Source organism: Haladaptatus sp. R4 (assembly GCF_001625445.1).
In the GTDB taxonomy this organism is placed as follows: domain Archaea; phylum Halobacteriota; class Halobacteria; order Halobacteriales; family Haladaptataceae; genus Haladaptatus.
Genome location: NZ_LWHG01000021.1, coordinates 219,929 through 236,798, shown reverse-complemented (window position 1 = coordinate 236,798; position 16,870 = coordinate 219,929). Strand labels below are relative to the sequence as shown.

14 protein-coding genes and 1 pseudogene are annotated in these 16,870 nt (G+C 64.1%); 12 read left to right on the top strand and 3 right to left on the bottom strand.

What is annotated here, in order from left to right; translation table 11 throughout:
- Window positions 1-210: 210 nt before the first annotated feature.
- The 11 genes and pseudogenes from A4G99_RS10700 to A4G99_RS25185 all read left to right on the top strand — a co-directional run.
- Window positions 211-1,737: a type II secretion system protein gene (locus A4G99_RS10700; RefSeq protein WP_223301823.1), complete on the top strand. Its 1,527-nt coding sequence runs from the start codon at window positions 211-213 to the stop codon at window positions 1,735-1,737.
- Between the two features lie 211 nt (window positions 1,738-1,948).
- Window positions 1,949-2,434, top strand: a complete 486-nt coding sequence (locus A4G99_RS10690; protein WP_066143195.1) for a hypothetical protein — start codon at window positions 1,949-1,951, stop codon at window positions 2,432-2,434.
- Entirely contained in the window at window positions 2,412-2,810 is a 399-nt protein-coding gene (locus A4G99_RS10685) for a hypothetical protein (protein ID WP_066143193.1), read from the top strand. Before A4G99_RS10690 ends, A4G99_RS10685 begins: the two co-directional genes overlap by 23 nt.
- The gene (locus tag A4G99_RS10680; protein WP_066143190.1) at window positions 2,807-3,640 is read left to right on the top strand and encodes a hypothetical protein; all 834 of its coding nucleotides are present in this window, start codon (window positions 2,807-2,809) and stop codon (window positions 3,638-3,640) included. The genes A4G99_RS10685 and A4G99_RS10680 overlap by 4 nt, the downstream gene beginning before the upstream one ends.
- Entirely contained in the window at window positions 3,637-6,849 is a 3,213-nt protein-coding gene (locus A4G99_RS10675) for a hypothetical protein (RefSeq protein WP_066143187.1), read from the top strand. The genes A4G99_RS10680 and A4G99_RS10675 overlap by 4 nt, the downstream gene beginning before the upstream one ends.
- On the top strand, window positions 6,827-7,258 hold the full coding sequence (locus tag A4G99_RS10670; RefSeq protein WP_066143184.1) for a DUF5791 family protein: 432 nt from the start codon (window positions 6,827-6,829) through the stop codon (window positions 7,256-7,258). The genes A4G99_RS10675 and A4G99_RS10670 overlap by 23 nt, the downstream gene beginning before the upstream one ends.
- A 42-nt stretch (window positions 7,259-7,300) precedes the next feature.
- Window positions 7,301-8,140 carry an SDR family oxidoreductase gene (locus A4G99_RS10665; protein ID WP_066143180.1) on the top strand — a complete coding sequence of 280 codons (840 nt, stop codon included), beginning with the start codon at window positions 7,301-7,303 and terminating at the stop codon, window positions 8,138-8,140.
- A 67-nt stretch (window positions 8,141-8,207) separates the two neighbouring features.
- Entirely contained in the window at window positions 8,208-9,389 is a 1,182-nt protein-coding gene (locus A4G99_RS10660) for a bifunctional oligoribonuclease/PAP phosphatase NrnA (protein WP_066143177.1), read from the top strand.
- 137 nt (window positions 9,390-9,526) lie between these two features.
- On the top strand, window positions 9,527-10,666 hold the full coding sequence (locus tag A4G99_RS10655) for a DUF373 family protein (protein WP_066145130.1): 1,140 nt from the start codon (window positions 9,527-9,529) through the stop codon (window positions 10,664-10,666).
- 37 nt (window positions 10,667-10,703) lie between these two features.
- Window positions 10,704-11,411: a diphthine--ammonia ligase gene (locus tag A4G99_RS10650; protein WP_066143174.1), complete on the top strand. Its 708-nt coding sequence runs from the start codon at window positions 10,704-10,706 to the stop codon at window positions 11,409-11,411.
- 110 nt (window positions 11,412-11,521) lie between these two features.
- Window positions 11,522-11,644: pseudogene (locus A4G99_RS25185) on the top strand (ATP-binding protein); the annotation flags it as partial.
- A 213-nt stretch (window positions 11,645-11,857) separates the two neighbouring features.
- Here the strand turns inward: A4G99_RS25185 and A4G99_RS10645 are convergent.
- Both A4G99_RS10645 and A4G99_RS10640 read right to left on the bottom strand, forming a co-directional pair.
- Window positions 11,858-12,832: a sugar phosphate nucleotidyltransferase gene (locus A4G99_RS10645; RefSeq protein ID WP_066143171.1), complete on the bottom strand. Its 975-nt coding sequence runs from the start codon at window positions 12,830-12,832 to the stop codon at window positions 11,858-11,860.
- 91 nt (window positions 12,833-12,923) lie between these two features.
- Window positions 12,924-14,942, bottom strand: a complete 2,019-nt coding sequence (locus A4G99_RS10640; protein ID WP_066143168.1) for a bacterio-opsin activator domain-containing protein — start codon at window positions 14,940-14,942, stop codon at window positions 12,924-12,926.
- Window positions 14,943-15,034: 92 nt separating this feature from the next.
- Here A4G99_RS10640 and A4G99_RS10635 point away from each other — a divergent pair, with 92 nt between their 5' ends.
- Complete coding sequence (locus tag A4G99_RS10635) at window positions 15,035-15,331, top strand: transcriptional regulator (protein ID WP_066143163.1); 297 nt, start codon at window positions 15,035-15,037, stop codon at window positions 15,329-15,331.
- Window positions 15,332-15,591: 260 nt separating this feature from the next.
- On the opposite strand, the gene A4G99_RS10630 is transcribed toward A4G99_RS10635, so the two are convergent.
- Window positions 15,592-16,866 (bottom strand): PHB depolymerase family esterase, encoded by a 1,275-nt coding sequence (locus A4G99_RS10630; protein WP_223301822.1) that lies wholly within the window; start codon window positions 16,864-16,866, stop codon window positions 15,592-15,594.
- Window positions 16,867-16,870 lie beyond the last annotated feature (4 nt).

Sequence of the window (16,870 nt, the reverse complement as noted above, 5' to 3'; positions counted from 1 at the left end):
CGGGGTCGGTGATCCGGCGTGATCCTCGAACCCTTCGAAACGCTGTGTTCGTCCCTCGCTCGGCTTTATCCGTGGGACGTCAGTTCGGATGCCGACATCGAGCGAGCGATGGGGTTTCTGAACGGAAACGTCGGAAGTCGCGAAGTCGCCCGCGCCGCGAACGCCGCGGTGATCCTCGGGTGTCTCGTCGGAGTCGTCGGTGGTGCACTGGTGAAACCGGCGCTCCGCCTCGTGGTCGGTGGCCTATCGGTCGCTCTCGCGGTCGGTGTCTCGGCGTCGCTTCGACGGGTTCCCGAACTCCTCGCCGCCGCGAAACGGACGCAGGCGCTCGGCGACGCGCCCGACCTCGCGGCCAGGGCCGTCCTGTGGATGCGAATCGAACCGACGGCGGAAGGTGCCGCCGCGTTCGCCTCACGGACCGGTGATGGGTCGCTCGCGTCGAGTCTGGGCGACCACGTTCGCCGCGCGGCCGGGTCGCCGACGTCCGGACTGACGTCGTTCGCGGCGGAGTGGGAATCGTGGAATCCCGCGCTTCACCGCTCGATGGTACTGATCGCGGCGGCGAGCGAGGCACCGGCGGAGGAACGAACGCGGACGCTCGACCGCGCGCTGACGGCGATTCTCGACGGCACGCGGGAACGGATGGCCGAGTTCGTGACCGAAATTCGGGGACCGGCGACCGCACTGTACGCGTTCGGGGTTCTGCTCCCGCTTGCGCTCGTCGCGGTACTTCCGGCGGCGAAGACGGCGGGAGTGCCCATGTCGCCTGCCGTATTGGTCGTCGGGTACGACGTTCTGCTCCCCGCATTGTTGTTGGGCGCAAGCGTTTGGCTGCTCACCCGGCGGCCGGTCGCCTTTCCGCCGCCGGACGTGTCACGGTCGAATCCCGACGTTCCCGACGAGCGATGGCCCATCGTCGCGCTCGGTCTCGGCGCGGGGGGTGTCGCGCTGATCGTTACGACGCTACTGCTACCGAGTTGGACGCGCTGGATCGCCTGCGGTGGCTGTCTCGTCGGTGCACTGTCGGTCGGATCCACGCGTTCGACCGTCCACATCAGGGATCACGTTCGGGCGGTCGAATCGGGGCTCACCGACGCCCTCTATCTCGTCGGTCGGCGGGTGAACGAAGGGCAGGCGGTCGAGGCGGCCATCGTCGCCGCCGGAGACGAACTCTCCGGGGAGACGGGTGCCGTCTTCGACCGGGCAACGCGGATTCAGCGGCAATTCGGAATGGGCGTCAAAGAGTCGTTTCTCGGCGAGTACGGCTCACTATCGACGGTTCCCAGTCCCCGCGCGAGGAGCGCAGTCGCACTCCTCGCGCTCGCCGCCAGCGAAGGGAGACCTGCCGGGGGTGCCGTGGTGGCGATGGCCGACCACATCGACGACCTCCAGAGCGTCGAACGAGAGGCACGGCGCGAACTTTCGCAGGTTACCGAGACGCTCCGCCACACAGCCGCGATATTCGGGCCACTGGTTTCGGGTGCGACCGTCGCACTCGCCGGAGGGATGGCGAGCGTCGGGGGATCGTTTGGCGGCGGTGGCGCGTTTCCCGTCGGCGTGTTGGGACTCGCCGTCGGCGTGTACGTCCTCGCCCTTTCGACCATCATCACGACGCTCGCGATCGGACTCGAACACGGCCTGGACCGGACGTTGGTCGGGTATCGGGTCGGCCAATCGTTGCTGTCGGCGACCGTCGTCTATCTCCTCGCGTTCGTGTTCGCCGGAGCGCTGACGTAGTCCGTCGGTCGGAGGTCGTCCGAACGGCGTTCAGTTCGATTCGCGTCTTTGTTTCCACAACCGACGACGGTCCCGGACGAGGAACACGATGACACCGACGAAGTTGAGAGCGAAGACCACCTCCGATGAAATTCCGTCGTCGAACTCTCGGTGTACAATACGAATCGTTTCGTACGAGCATTTAAGTACGAAAACGGGACGACTCCGGCCCATGTTCGACGCACCTCTCGACGCGTGGTACGTTTGGCTCGGTGTCGCAACGGTGAGTCTCGCCGTCTTCGGCGTCGCCATCGACCTGCCCACGTCGCCACCCCCCGACGCCGCCAGCGTCGCCGACACGGTCGATTCCGTCGCTGGCTGTACGTACTCCGCGACTGCGGAACATCCGCTTACAGCACGGCAGATTCGACTCGGTTCCCGCCGTCTCGGCTTGCGCGACGACGGCGGCACCGCACACGCGACGTTTCGGTACGGCCCGGTCGTCCCCGTGTTCGCGGCTAGCGACGGTTCCGATAGGAAATTGCGCCGCATTCTGTCCGGTACGCCGCCATCAGCAGTGTTCGACTCGTCGGATGCGTTCCGGCGGGCGGTTCGGACCGCACGGAATCGACGACCGTCGTGGGAACGGGCGGAGAGCAGGCTTCGCGTGCGCTGTGTTTCGTGGGGAGGAGTCGATGCGACGCTGGTCTCGGGCTAGGGCGCAGACCGAACCGATCGCTGCCCTCGTCGCCGTCTTCGCCGTCTGTCTCGGACTGCTCACCTACACCGGCGTCCTCGGAAGCGCGATGCCACGTTCAGAGCGAACACTCGCGCCGACGACGCTCTCGGCGGTCCAGGATCGAATAATTTCGAACGGAATCGTCCACCCTGCTCGTCTCGCGGGCGCTTCCACCGCGAATCCCGACGGCTATCACCTCAACGTCTCCCTCTCGGCAGGATCACGCGAGTGGCACGAAGGGTCGACACCTCCGAAGAACTCTGACGCTACCGACGCGGCGACGGCGACCGTGAGCGTGCAGATCGATCCCGGGGACATCCACCCGGGCACGTTGCGCGTGGTGGTGTGGCCATGAGGGCCATCAGCACCGTCGTCGACGTGACGCTGTGTCTGCTGTTGGTCAGTGCCAGCGCCTTCGTCCTCGTCGGCGCGAAGCCACTCGACTCGCCGATTCGAACGCGAACCGCCGAATCGACGGCGAACGTCCTCGAAACGAGTACGGCGAACGTGAACTACACGATTTCGTCCGATTCCGGAACGGTCCACCCGACGACGCACGGAACGCTCGCCGAACACCTCGGGAAGGCCGCACTCGCCAACACGATGATTCGCGGAACCGAGTCGTCACCGACGAGCGATTCGTTCGAACGCGCAGTCGGCCGTCGCGTATGGGAGCGACTCGGATATCCGGCCGACGTACAACTCCTCGTTCGATGGGAACCGTATCGTGATTCCGAACTCGGCGGTCGGTTCGCGCTCGGCGAGTCACCACCCCACGACGCGGACGTCCACGCGGCCGTTCGCTCGATTCCGAGCGGCATGCCACGGGTTCGAACGCGAGCGCTCGCCGCCGCCCGTCGTGACGGCTATCGCGGCGTGGCTCGCGTCGTCGCCGCCGGAATCGTCGCCGGATTGGTTCCAAACGAATCCACGAGGTTGGCCCTTCGAGACCGTGAAACCGGAATCGTCGTCGCGCGTCGATTTCGGCGGTTGATTCGGTCGTACGACGCGGTGGATTCGGCGTCTCCCCGACTCGGTAGCCAGCAAACGAGGCGGGCGCTCATTGACGCGATGGCGAGAACGATCGAATCGGACATTCGACGGTCGTTCGGGACGCCGACCGATGCCGCGCGTTCGGTCGCCGTCGGACGAACCGAACTCGTCGTCAGGACGTGGTCCGCATGAGGTTTGCCGACGACACCCGAGGCAGGGTTCCGTTCGCGCTCATCGGCGTCCTGCTGTTGGTCGGGAGCGTCACCTTCGCGGGTGCGTTGGTCACCCGACAGTCACCGCAGGTGAACGAAAACGTCGATCGAAGCATGCGAAGCGTGACCGCCGGTAGCCACACTGCACTCCGCGAGGCGGTACAGCAGGCCGGGCGAGCGGCCGCCGCTCAACCGCTCATCGAACTGTCGAACACGACTACGGGTCGGATCATCAACGACTCCACCCCGTTCCGCGATTACCTCCGCCTTCGAATCTACCTCGCCGCCCGCCAGCGGTTACGCTCCGTTTCGGCGCACGTGGGTGACGTTCGTGCGACCGCGTCGCTTCGGGCCACACCGAACGCAGTTGCGCTCCGGCGGGCGAAGCGACGGGTCCGCATCGAACCGGTCGGAAAGCCGACCGAGGCGGGCCTCCGCGTCCGAATCGAGAACGTGTCGCTCCGTGCGACTCGTGGCAGTACGACCGTCGCAAGCGCGGAAAAGGAAATGACGCTCGTCGTGGAGACACCCGTCCTCGCGCTCCACGAACGAGTACAGCGATTCGAGCGACGGCTGAACAACGGGCCGCTCGACCCTGGACTCGGCCGCCGATTGACCGCGCGACTGTACGCCGTGACGTGGGCGCGCGGGTACGCCCAGTACGGCGGTGCGCCGATCGCAAACGTGCTCGGCAACCGCCACATCGAACTGATGACGAACGGCGCGGTTCTCGAAGAACAGCGGAAATCGTTCGGGGTCAGCGACCCGCGCGGACGGCAAAGCCTTCGGCGCGCTACCGCACGAGTCGGTCTGACCGACCTCCTCGCGCCGACGACCCAACACGGTGAACTGTGGACGAATCTCGTCCTCGATACGGCCGACTCGGCAACCGGCGGTGACGGCGACTTTCGGACGATTCCCTCGCCGAGTAACTCGACGTACTCGCCCGAGACGAGGACGAAAATCGGCGTGAATCGCTCGGCGGACCGAGCGTTGCTGGCTCTCATCGACGGCGGCACATCGAGCGAACTGGCGTCGTCGGTCGGGTCGGCGTACCGCGTTTCCGCCCGCTCGGCCGCGACGGTTCGACACGTCCACGACGAACACGAACCGCGGCAGCACTCGCCGGGAGAGAACTGGACGCTCGTCGGCCAACGGACGAAAACGCACACTGTCGTCGAAGAGAGAGGGAAATCATCGAACTCGCTCGGAACGCCGAGCGGATGGCACCTCCTCTGGACGGGTGCTCGCCGCGTCGTGCAGGAGCACACGGTGATTCGGCGCTGGAAACGCGAAAACGGGTCCAGCGGTTCGCAACGACATCGCCGGAGGAATCGTGCGGACCGTGCGGGTCGAGCGGCGCGAACGAGCCACACCACGATAACGACCCAACACTGGACGGACGAGTTCGTCGTCTCTCTCGGGGTCGCAGGTGATCATCGGACGACCGAACGCGCACCAATCCGCCCGCTTCCGACGGCGTACGAACCGGGCGGGCCGTTTTCAGGACCGAACCTCGCCGACGTTCCCGGGAAGGCGATCGAACGACTCGTCACCGACCGCGGTGGAGCGGACGAACTCGCACGACGTGCGGTGTCCGGCACGCTGAATACGCAACCGGTGACGATACAGGGGCGGTATCCGAGCCAAGTTCGGTCGTGGGCGTACAGCGACGTACGGGGGCTCCGGAACCGGATTCGAAACCTCTCGGTGACGGTCTCACGCGGAAATCTCGCGGCGGGAAAGACGAACCCGGCGGCGAAACTCGCACGCGTCCTTCGTGCGCGCCGAAGCGAACTCATCGACGCGCCGTCGAGCTACGACAGCGCAGCGGATCGGGCTCGATACGCGGCCCGTGCCACGTACCTCGATTCGGTCATCGATCGGCTCGATAGCAGGGCCAATCGTACTCGACGGGAGCAGAAGGGTTTCGAGGAGGCTGTGAAGGGTGCCACCGGAATCCCGCTCGACCGGATTCAACGGATTCTCGCCGCGCGGACGAACGTCACGTCGCCGTCACGGCATCCCCTGCAGACGGCCGGTCCCGGCGAGCCAGTGAACCTTAGCGTCGACGGTGCACCGCCGTATCTCACGCTCTCCGCCGTCGAGCATCGCCACGTCTCCGCCGTGCCGCAGGGAACGACGGCCTACCCGCTCGCGGCGCGAAACGTCAATCTGTTCACCGTCCCGTCGGGCGACATCTCGGACACGATCACGTCGTTGCTGCCGGACGGACGGGAGCCGAAACGGGTGAGCGTTCGAAAGGCTGGCTTCGCCCTGCGGGCCGCGAACGAAACGCTCGCCGGTGGGGCGAACGCGTCGCTCCGCCGCCAGCGGGACGAACTACAGCGCAACCTCGACGCGTCGCTCGACGACATCGAGCGCGAACTGGAAACGGAACTCGCCACGAGCGATGCGGTCGATCTGTCCGGTTCGGAATCCCGTGCGGCAGTGCATCGAGGCATGGCACGCTGGCGAACGACGGCCAACCGGGCAATCGCCGTGACGAACGGTTCCGCCGCCACGAGTATCGCGCGAGAGATCGAGATCGAAGGGGGACGACGGGAACGATGGACGCGGATGCAACGCGATGCGGTGACGCTCCGAATTCGGTTCGGCCTCGAATCCGCACGGAAGAACGCCGACGGAGTGAAAGAATCGAGCGTCAAACCGGTCGTGAAGGCCGCTCGAACGGTGTTAACCGAGAAACTGAAAGGGGCGGCCCAGGGGTACATCGAGAAGCGCGTTCGGCGGCGGTTGAACGAATCGATCAGCGAAACGATGGCGAACATGCCCGCAGGACTGCCGGTCACGCCGGTTCCCGGCTATTGGTACGCCACGGTCAACGTCTGGCAGGTGGACGTCTCGGGGATGTACGCTCGGTTTACGGTCCGTGCACGCGAGGGAGCGCCGACCTCGCCGGGTGCGTCGGTCGCGTACTCCCGACAGGCCGGGGTCGTTCGGTTGGACGCCGACGGCGATGGTGCCAAGGAGACCGTTGGACGGACGACGCCGGTTTCGTTCGATACGGGAACGACCGTCGTCGTCGCGGTCCCGCCGGGAAAGACTGGCGTGGGTGACGTGGACGGGAACGCCGACGAACGCTCGTCCGGGTGGAAAAATCGGAGTGACAACCCATTTGACGCCCGCGTCCTTCGTGACGACCATGCTCTACGACGAGATAGATGACCCCGGCGAGACGACGCCGACGAAGGTACACGAGGCGTACTTGGAAAACCTCGCGGAGACGGTCGCGTCGGTCGGCCCCGACGAAGTGGTAGACCAGACGGACCTCGACCCCGAAATGGTCGAATCGGTTGCCGACGGCGAGGCGGTCGACATGACGCTCGAAGATGCCGCCGCGATTCTCGCGACTGCGGACGGAATGCCGGATGCGGACTCGATCCTCCTCGAAGTCCGCGACCACCTGTTGATGGGTATGACGACGGGCGTAGTGGACATCGACACGCTCGCGAGGGAGATCGACGGCGACCTCGAAGCGCGCGCTATCCAAAAGAAAATCGAGGGGCGAGGACCGATGACGCTGGACGAGTACGCGCGCATCCACCACGCTATCGCCAAGCGAAACGACCGATAGCAGTTTCAGGGAAGTTATCCGCGTCCCGTTCGAAGGAGGGATATGAACGTCGGAGTACTCGGTTGCGGCTACGTCGGTCTTGCACTCGCGCGTGGACTGCTCGCGGATGGACACGACGTGGTCGGTGTTCGGCGGTCTCAGGACGGTCTCCGGGCGGTCGAGGAGGTCGGTGCCGATGCCGTACAGGCGGACGTGACGGACGCGGATTCCCTCGCGTCGATTCCCGAAGTGGACGTGCTCGTCTACGCGGTGAGCGCGGACGGCCGCGACTCGGAGGCGGCGCGGACGGCGTACGTCGATGGATTGCGGACGACCCTCGACCACTTCGCGGGTCGGGGTTCGCCGCCCGAACGAATCGTCTACACGTCGAGTACGGGAGTGTACGGCGACAGGGATGGGGAGTGGGTGGACGAATCGACGCCGTTGGACCCGCGAACCGAGCGGGAGGGGATTCTGGCTGAGGCCGAGGAAATCGTGCAGGAGGACCGCGGGTGGGACTGGACGATAACTCGGTTCTCAGGGCTGTACGGCCCGGATCGCTATCGATTGGAGCGGTATCTGGAGGGGCCGGTCTCCGACCGGTATCTGAACGTGATCCACCGCGACGATGCGGCGGGCGTGATTCGATACCTCCTCGAAACCGGGAACGGTCGGAACGATGTCGTTCTCGCGACGGACGACGAACCAGTCCGGAAACCGGTGCTGGCGGATTGGCTCGCGGACGAGTGTGGCGTTCCCCACCCGCCGCGGGACGAGCCAACGAGCGAGCGGGCGCGAGCGAGCAAGCGCTGTTCGAACGAAAAACTCCGCGGAATGGGCTACGAATACCGCTATCCGACGTACCGAGAGGGGTATCGGGCGGCGATTGACTCGTATCGATAGTTCCGAATCGTCTGACACCTGTAACCGTTGGGAAAAGTTCTTGGTTTCCCCAGTCGATTTCGAGGGTATGGAGCTACGGGCCGACCAGTCGGTTCAGGGGCTGTTCCGCAGTGTGCAACTCTACAGTTCCGACAATCCGATGTTGGTCGTCGGGGCCGTCCTCGGCGCGGTCGTGTTGGCGGTGTCGGCGTGGCTGGTCGTCCGCTGGATTCGGCGACCGAAGGGAGCTCGGCTCAAACGGGCGTTAGCGAAACGGGACGAACTCGTCGTCCTGTTGCACCCCAATCCCGACCCTGATGCGATGGCGTGTGGTATCGCAATCGCGTATCTCGCGGAAACGGTCGGAACGGACGTAACACTGCAGTATACAGGGCAGATACGACACCAGGAAAACCGCGCGTTCCGAACCATTCTCGACCTCGAACTCGACCGCGTCGAACACGTAACCGACCTCGCTGCTTCTACCATCGTTCTCGTCGATCACAACACTCCGCGCGGATTCAACGGCGCGGAACGGATCGAACCGTACGCCGTCATCGACCACCATCCCGGAAACGGTACCGGCGAGGTGTTCACGGACAAGCGAACGAAGTACGGCGCGTGTTCGACCATCGTCGCGGAGTACTTCGACGACCTCGGAGCGACGCCCGTCGGTCCGGACGAGATTCCGCCCGAGGACGAGTTCGTTCTCCCGTCCCACATCGCCACCGGCTTGCTGTACGGGATTCAGTCCGACACGAAACACCTGACGAACGGCTGTTCGGCGGCGGAGTTCTCGGCGAGTGCGTACCTCTATCGCGGCGTGGACGAGCACCGCCTCGACCGAATCGCGAACCCGCAGGTGAGCGCCGAAGTGCTGGAAATCAAGTCGCGGGCGATCACGGAACGGGAAGTTCGCGGTTCCTTTGCGGTCTGTAACGTTGGCTCGCTCTCGAACGCCGACGCGATTCCGCAGGCAGCGGACGAACTCATGCAACTCGAAGGGGTGACGGCCGTCGTCGTCTACGGCAAGCGCGAGGACACGCTCTACATCTCGGGACGGTCGCGCGACGACCGGGTTCACATGGGGAAGGCACTGCAGGCGGCCGTCACGGACATCCCGGGTGCCGACGCCGGTGGGCACGCACGGATGGGTGGCGGGCAAGTGCCGGTCGAATCGGCGGTCATCGCCGGGGGAATGGAAGCGGGTCTCTGGTTGGACCGGGAGTTCATCGACGGAATCTTCGATGCGCTGAACGGGAACGTCTGACTGTCGATGTCACACTGCTCGTACCCGATTCGACGATGACGACGAACGAGTAACGGATCGACCGGTATGTAATTCATTGGAACAGTCGGAATAAAGACGACCTTTTTATCCTTTCGCCGTCTGGGGTGGAATACCGAATGAGTACGCTGGTGGTGTGTGTCGATAGAAACGACGACATCGGACGCAAGACGGGGTTGGAGATGCCCGTCGCGGGATGGGAAGCGGTCCAGGCGCTCGTCACCGATGTCGGGTTGGCCGACCCAGAGGATTCGAGTGTCAACTGTCTCCTCGAAGCGCTCCGCGTGGCCCGCGACCTGCGGGACGAAGACGAGGAATCGATGGTCGCCGTCATCTCCGGTACCGCCGACACACGGGTCGGTGCCGACCGCGCCGTGGCCGCCCAACTCGACGACCTCATCGCGGAACACCACCCCGACTCGACGATCATCGTCATCGATAGCGCGGAGGACGAACGCCTCGTCCCCATCGTGGAGAGTCGCGTCCGAGTGGACGCGGTGGACCGCGTGGTCGTCCGACAGGCCCGCGACATCGAGTCCACCTACTATCTCCTGAAGCAGTTCCTCGCGGACGAGGAACTGCGCCAGACCGTCCTCGTTCCGACCGGCATCGCGCTCATCGCGTTTCCGGTCCTGCTCCTGAAGTTGGGCCTCGCCATGGCGACGTCCGCCATTGCGGCCGTCGTCGGCCTGTTCGCGCTGTACAAGGGACTCGCCATCGGGTCCTACTTCCGTAACCTGCCCGGCGAGGCCCGCGACGCTCTCTACTCCGGTCGGGTTTCCATCGTCACCTACGTCGTCGCCGTGGGGCTATCGCTCATCGGCGTGTTCGCCGGGGCGCTCCGGGCCGCGCCGATGGACTCCACCGGCAACGTCCTCATGACCGCGATGGCGTTCGTCTTCGAGAGCGTCCCGTGGATAGCCGTCGCCGCGCTCACCGCCAGCATGGGTCGCTTGCTGGACGAGGTCATCCGCAACGACAGCGTACGGAACTCGTATCTCAACCTGCCGTTCGGCGTGCTCGCGGTCGGGTTGGTCGTCCGCGGGTTCTCGGCCTACTTCCTCCAGCGCGCCGGAAACATCAAGCCCGTCGTGATTCCCCAGATAATGATCGGGCGGACGACCATTCAGCGACTCACGCTCGACCCCGGAACCCGACTCGCGGTGTACGTCGTCCTCGGCGTCCTCGTCAGCCTCATCGGCGTTCGCGTGGCGTCCTACATTAGCGGGACGACCATCAACGAGGAACTGGCCGAGTAACCGAGGTTCATTTATTCCCCGACTCGCAAACCATCATATGAATCAGCAGGCGTGGGTCAGCCTCTTCTCCGGCGGCAAGGACTCCTCGTGGGCGCTCTACCGTGCGCTCGAAGCGGGCCTGAACGTCGAGCGACTGCTCACCGTTCACCCGAAAGGCGACTCGTACATGTACCACGTTCCGGCGACGGAACTCACGGCGCTCGCCGCCGAAAGCATCGGCATTCCGCTCGTGAACGTCGAGGGTGACTTCGACGCCAAATCGGTCGAGGACGCGGGCGAACAGGGCGACATGGAAACCGAAATCATGGAGGACGCGCTCCGCGACCTCGACCTTGACCTCGCGGGCGTGACGGCGGGTGCGGTCGAAAGCGAGTTCCAGACGCACCGGATTCAGGACCTCTGTGACGACCTCGGTATCGACCTGTTCGCTCCCCTCTGGCAGCAGGACCCCCGCGAACTCGCGGACGCCATGCTCGACGCCGGTTTCGAGATCAAAATCGTTCAAGTCGCGGCCTACGGCTTGGACGAGTCGTGGCTCGGCCGAACGCTCGACGCCGACGCGCTGGACGAGTTGGAGGAACTCAACGAGGAGTACGGCGTCCACATTCTCGGCGAGGGTGGAGAGTTCGAGACCCTCGTGACGGATGCGCCGCACATGGACCGCCCTATCGAACTGGAGTACGAAACCGAGTGGGACGGCAGTCGTGGTAGACTGCATATTACGGATGCTGGCCTCGATGAGTAGTTTCCCCGCGAACGAAGTGAGCGGCATTTTTTGGTGCAGATTTTTTGCACGAGCGGTGCCCGCAACGCTGAAAGCGTGAGGACACCCGAGCGGAAAAAAGGTGCGTGCGTGAGTTCGAGACCCTCGTGACGGATGCGCCGCACATGGACCGCCCTATCGAACTGGAGTACGAAACCGAGTGGGACGGGGACCGCGGACGGTTGCGGATTACGGACGCAGAGTTGGGCGAGTAATCGCGGTTTGCCGTGCGGTTGGCGGGTATGGGCTTTTGCAGTACCAGTGCGAGCGGCGGTTGCAGGGCGGAGTCGCGGTAAGCAACTGTTCCGCGAGCGAACGAAGTGAGCGAGAGCTCTTTTTTGGTCCAGATTTTTTCGAGGAGTGGTACGCGAGAGCCTTCGGCTCTCGCGGTACCCGACGAAGAAAAAAGGTGGGAACGAAAGGTGCGTTTACTCGTCCCGCTGATTCGTGATCTGGGTGTGTGCACCGATGAGTGCGCCAGCCAGGTCCATGTTCTCGACGTAAGTGCCTTCGTCTATGATGGTGTCACGCACGTCACACCCCTGAATCGTTGCATCGGGGAAGATGATGGCGTTTTCGAGGTTAGCATCGGTCAGTTCCGCGCCGTCCATCACGTGGACGTTGTGGCCGATGTCGGCGTTGTCGAGGGTGGCGCTGTCGGCGACGTAGGATTCCCCGTCGAGGAACCACGCGACGGCTTCGAGGTAGCTTTCGGGGGTTCCGATGTCGAACCACGCTTCCTCGAAGGTGTAGGCGTAAACGGGGTTGCGCGACTGCAACCATTGGAGGAACCAGCCGGGTTCGTCGGGGTTGTTCCCGTCGGTGAGGTACTGTTCGAGAAGCGGGAGGGTTTCGGCGGTGAACGCATAGCAGGCGATGGAGACCAGCGTGGAGTGGGGGTCTTCCGGTTTCTCCTGAAAGTCCACGACGCGGTCGCCGTCGAGTTCGACCAACCCGTAGGCTTTCGCGAGTTCCTTGCTGCCGACGTCGTAGGCGGCGAGGCAGGATTCTCCCTTGTTCTCGAAGAAGTTCACGAAGTCGCCGACGTCGAAGCTGATGAGGTTGTCTCCGGCGATGACGACGAGGTCGTCGTCCACCTCCTCGCGCTCGACGAGTTGGGCGAGGGCGCCGACGACGCCGAACTTCTCGTCCTCCTCGGACGTGTCTTCGACGCTCAGCTGAGGCTTTTCGAATTCGCTCTCCGCGAGGTGCTCGCGGAAGTCGTCGGCGAATCGTTCGTTCGTGCTCACGTAGACGGTGTCGACACGCTCGTCGGCTTCGAGGTCGGCGAAGATGCGGTCGATGACCGTTGTTTCACCGATCGGCAGAAACATCTTCGGTCGCTGTTTCGTAATCGGCCACAGACGTGTCGCATATCCACCGGCGAGGACGACGGCTTTCATGGTTTGACCGTCACTCCGACCCCCTAAGTCCTTTTTCATACCTCAGCCGTTGGATACAATAGGGTCATCCCCGTCGTGAACGGAGTCCTCGTCACGGCTCGTCGGTGTTCCGTTCGTCGAACAGCGAGGCGAGCAGTTGGTGTTGTGCCTTCCGAAGATGGTAATGGAGCGTGGGGGAGGCGATGTCGAGCGCGCCGGCGACCTCTTCGGCGGTGCTTCCGCGCGGCCAGTCGTAGTATCCCGCGAAGTACGAGGTTCGGAGCGCCGTCTCCTGTCTGTCGGTCAGACGGTCGGTCAGCGAGCGGCGGAACTCCTGTGCGGTTTGAATCGGGCGGTCGATGGTTCGCTTGCCGACCAGTTCCGCCATCGGATACGCCGCCTGAAACGTATCGACGACCTTGCGAACGTCCGTCTCGTGCGGGATTTCGGCGACGATGGAGACTTCGCCACCGTTTGCGGTCGCGGATTGGACGGCGGCACCGGCCTCGACCAACCGCTTGACCGTCGATTCGGTCATCCGAACCTCGATGACCAGTCCGTCGTCGTCCGTGTCGATGAGTCGGCACTCGCCGACGTGTTCGTCCTCGGAGAGCATGGTTTCGAGACGGTCCGCGGGCGCATCCTCGACGCGAACGTAGTGTAGCAACTCCCCGTCGGAGGCAGGGACCAATCCCATGAGGTGACACGTACAGTTGAGATGACGGGAGGCAGCCATGACCGCGTCGCGGGAGCCGGTCACGTGGAATTCGAGTTCGATGGTGCTGTCCGACAGCAGAATCTGCTTGTTCTTCGCGGCGTTGATGGCGAAGCCGATGGTGTCCCCGAGGATTTCGAGGGCGGCCTGTGCTCGGTCGCCGAGCACGCCGCTCCGCGTCGAGACGAGCGACAGCGATCCGTACATCGTGTTGCCGTACGAGATGGGGATCGAAATCCCCGATTCGATGTCGCGGTCGAGCGCTTCCTCGCGTATCTCTTCGGGAAGCATGTCCGTCTCTCCGACGTCCCGAATCACCTGCAGTTCGTCGCTACGCATCGCCTCGCTCGCGGGGTCGTCGCCGAGCCTGTCGCCGTATTCGACGAGTATGTCGAGATAGCCCTCGATTCCACCGGCGCGGGTTCGGGGCGTCACACCCCCGCGGCTGACCTCGCTCTCGTCCGTCCACGCGAGTTCGTACAACCCGGATTCGACCAATCGTTCACACACCATCTGTTCGATGTCGTCGCGCGTCGCCGCGTGCACGAGGTCGCGGATGACCTCCTGTATCACCCAGTGGATCCGGTTCAGCGTCTCCAATTCCTCGTGCTGATGGGCCAGCGTTTGCTCACGTTGCCGTCGCTCGGTGATATCACGAGCAACCCAGACGACGACGTCCCGGCCGTTGATCTGTTGGCCAAGCGGCGTCGAGCGCGCCTCGAACCAGCGTTGTCCGCTTTTGACGGCGAGCGGATATTCCATCGTTTCGACCTGCCCGCTCTCCAGCGTCCGATGGATGTGGCGTAAAAAACTGTCCGCGATGTCGTCCGAAAAGACGTCGTGTAACTGTCGGCCGACGAGGTCCGGCGGCGCTGTCGCGGCGAGGGCCTCCGAGTTCGGGCCGACGAGCAGTTCGCAGTATTTTCCCGTCTCGTCCAGGAGGAAGGCGACGTCCGGGAACGCGCTCATGAGCGTCTTGATGTGATTATCGCTGTGGCCGCCGATCCGATCGTAAATCGCGTCAACGATCCGTTGTCGTAACTCCTCCGTTCCATCGAGCGCGCTCAGTGGAACGTAATCGCTCACTCCGAGACCGATTGCTTCGCTGGCGATTCGCTCGTTTCCGCTATCCGTCAGTAGGACGAACGGGAGGTTCGGATGGTCGTCGCGTATCGAATCGAGGAGCGCGATTCCCGTCGAATTGGGTAAGCGGTGGTTACTGACGACGCAGTCGATGGCGTCGCTGTCGAGGCGGGAGAGACAGTCCGTTGCGGACGAGACGGAGTGAACCGTCAGGTCCTCGTGGCCTCCATCGAGTCGCCGTGCGATGTCGGTTTCGTGCTCGACGAACAGGACCGTATGGCTCCTCGTCGTTCTCGTCTCGAATGAGTCTCCTCCGGCCGTGTGCTCCCCCATCGCAAATTATCTCATGCACCCGGGCGGGAAAACAGTTTATGTTGTCAGTTTCATCGCGGTAGTAATTTGAACCAGCGTGACTAACGACTGGTATGCGCGACGACGAGACGACGCGCGAGCAAATCGCGGCGTTTCTCCGAACCGAACCGGCCTCGCCGAGTACCCTCGCAGGGGAGTTCGAAATCACGGCAGGTGCGGCAGTTCGCCACGTCGAACACATCGCTCGCTCCGTCGAATCGAACGACGAACAACTGCTCGTCGCCCCGCCCGAATGCCGGGACTGTGGCTTCGACCGGTTCGACAACCCCGCAAACCGCCCCTCCCGGTGTCCCGAATGTAAGAGCGAAGCCATCGACGAACCCACGTTCGTGATCCGAGAGACCGAATGACGGGGCGGCTTCGACCGACCGATGAAACAACGGGGGTGCTTCGATTTCGGAAACGGCTCAGCACGAACTGACGGCTTCGTAGTAGCCTTCGGAGGTTTCCTTCAGCGTGCTCGTGTAGGCCGGGAAGCCGAGGTAGTCGTCGGAGCCGACGGCGTAGTAGGCACCGGTCGAGGTGTCCTGATAGGCACGGCCCGCGTCCGCGTGTTCGTAGTTGTAAGCCGTGCCGCAGTAGCCCGAGAAACCGGAGCCGACCGAAATGGTTACTGAATCGTTTCCTGGTCGTTGCCGTCGTCGTCGGTGACGGTGACGCTGGCCGTGTACTGCCCCGACGACCCGTAACTGTGGGTGACGGTCGCGCCGGTTGCGCTTGACCCGTCGCCGAAGTCCCAGTCGTAGCTCGCAATAGAGCCATCCGAATCACTGGACCCACTGGCGTCGAAGGTGACGGTTTCGTCGACGTCCGGCGAACTCGGACTGGCGCTGACCGTCGCGGTGGGTGCAGAGTTGTCGCTGCCGCCATCTCCACCGTCGCCGCCACCTCCACCGCCCGACCCATCGCGCGGGTGGTCCGCGAAGAAGTTCCAGATGATTTGGCTCGCGTCCGGGCCGCCGGGGGCGGTGTAGGAACCACCCTGCGCGCCGCCGGACCACGCGTGTCCCATGCTGTCGACCATCCACTTCTCGACGATGGTATCGCCGTTCCCGTCGCGGTACTCGGAGACGGTGTAGCTCAGGCTACTGGCCTGTCCGTCTCGCGTCGCGTCGGCAGTGTAGTCGATATCGTCGTCGTCGGCTCCGTCCGATGCGAGGTCGTTGGTCTGGGTGGCCTGCTCGGCGGCCTGATTCCCGTTCTTCGGGTAGACGGTGTAGTCGCTCGTGCCGTGGAAGACGATGGTCGGAATCGTGTCGGTGACGCCGTTCGACTGCATCGCCTGATACGCCACCGTCCCCTGCGTCTGCGGGTCCGGGCCGCCCTGCGTCATGGCCATCGTCGCGTCGGTCACGCCATTGGCCGCGCCGTACTCCAGCCCCGAGTGAACCGCCCCCGCGGCGTACAGGTCGGGATAGGCGGCGAGTAGGTTCGGCACCATTCCCGCCCCGGCGGAGAATCCGGCGAGGAAGACCCGGTCTCCGTCAACCGTGTTCGCCCCCATCACGTCCTCGGCCATCCCGGCGATGAGTGCGGCCTCGCCGCTGCCCCGTGTCGTGTTCGAATCCTCGAACCAGTTCCAACACTCGTTTGCGTTCGCGCTCGTCGTCTGGTCGGGATAGATGGCGATGAACGTCTCGCTCTCGGCGACGTCGTTCATCTTCGTCTCGTTCTTGAACTGGTCGGGACTCTGGGTACAGCCGTGAAGCATGACGACGAGCGGAATCGCCGATCCGTCGGCCCCCGTCGGAATGTACTTCTTGTACGTCCGGCCGTTGTACGTTTCCGAGGTGTACGCGCCCGCTGCCGCACTGCTGGTTCCAGCGACGAGCGTGCTCGCGCCGACCGTCGCGCCGACGGACTTCAGGAGGGTGCGTCGTTTCATCCGC

What these genes read in the sequence shown, in the direction of transcription:
- A4G99_RS10690 (WP_066143195.1), top strand. Translation starts at nt 1,949, where the DNA reads ATGTTCGACGCACCTCTCGACGCGTGGTACGTTTGGCTCGGTGTCGCA.
- A4G99_RS10685 (WP_066143193.1), top strand. Translation starts at nt 2,412, where the DNA reads ATGCGACGCTGGTCTCGGGCTAGGGCGCAGACCGAACCGATCGCTGCC.
- A4G99_RS10680 (WP_066143190.1), top strand. Translation starts at nt 2,807, where the DNA reads ATGAGGGCCATCAGCACCGTCGTCGACGTGACGCTGTGTCTGCTGTTG.
- A4G99_RS10675 (WP_066143187.1), top strand. Translation starts at nt 3,637, where the DNA reads ATGAGGTTTGCCGACGACACCCGAGGCAGGGTTCCGTTCGCGCTCATC.
- A4G99_RS10670 (WP_066143184.1), top strand. Translation starts at nt 6,827, where the DNA reads ATGCTCTACGACGAGATAGATGACCCCGGCGAGACGACGCCGACGAAG.
- A4G99_RS10665 (WP_066143180.1), top strand. Translation starts at nt 7,301, where the DNA reads ATGAACGTCGGAGTACTCGGTTGCGGCTACGTCGGTCTTGCACTCGCG.
- A4G99_RS10660 (WP_066143177.1), top strand. Translation starts at nt 8,208, where the DNA reads ATGGAGCTACGGGCCGACCAGTCGGTTCAGGGGCTGTTCCGCAGTGTG.
- A4G99_RS10655 (WP_066145130.1), top strand. Translation starts at nt 9,527, where the DNA reads ATGAGTACGCTGGTGGTGTGTGTCGATAGAAACGACGACATCGGACGC.
- A4G99_RS10650 (WP_066143174.1), top strand. Translation starts at nt 10,704, where the DNA reads ATGAATCAGCAGGCGTGGGTCAGCCTCTTCTCCGGCGGCAAGGACTCC.
- A4G99_RS10645 (WP_066143171.1), bottom strand. Translation starts at nt 12,832, where the DNA reads ATGAAAGCCGTCGTCCTCGCCGGTGGATATGCGACACGTCTGTGGCCG.
- A4G99_RS10640 (WP_066143168.1), bottom strand. Translation starts at nt 14,942, where the DNA reads ATGGGGGAGCACACGGCCGGAGGAGACTCATTCGAGACGAGAACGACG.
- A4G99_RS10635 (WP_066143163.1), top strand. Translation starts at nt 15,035, where the DNA reads ATGCGCGACGACGAGACGACGCGCGAGCAAATCGCGGCGTTTCTCCGA.
- A4G99_RS10630 (WP_223301822.1), bottom strand. Translation starts at nt 16,866, where the DNA reads ATGAAACGACGCACCCTCCTGAAGTCCGTCGGCGCGACGGTCGGCGCG.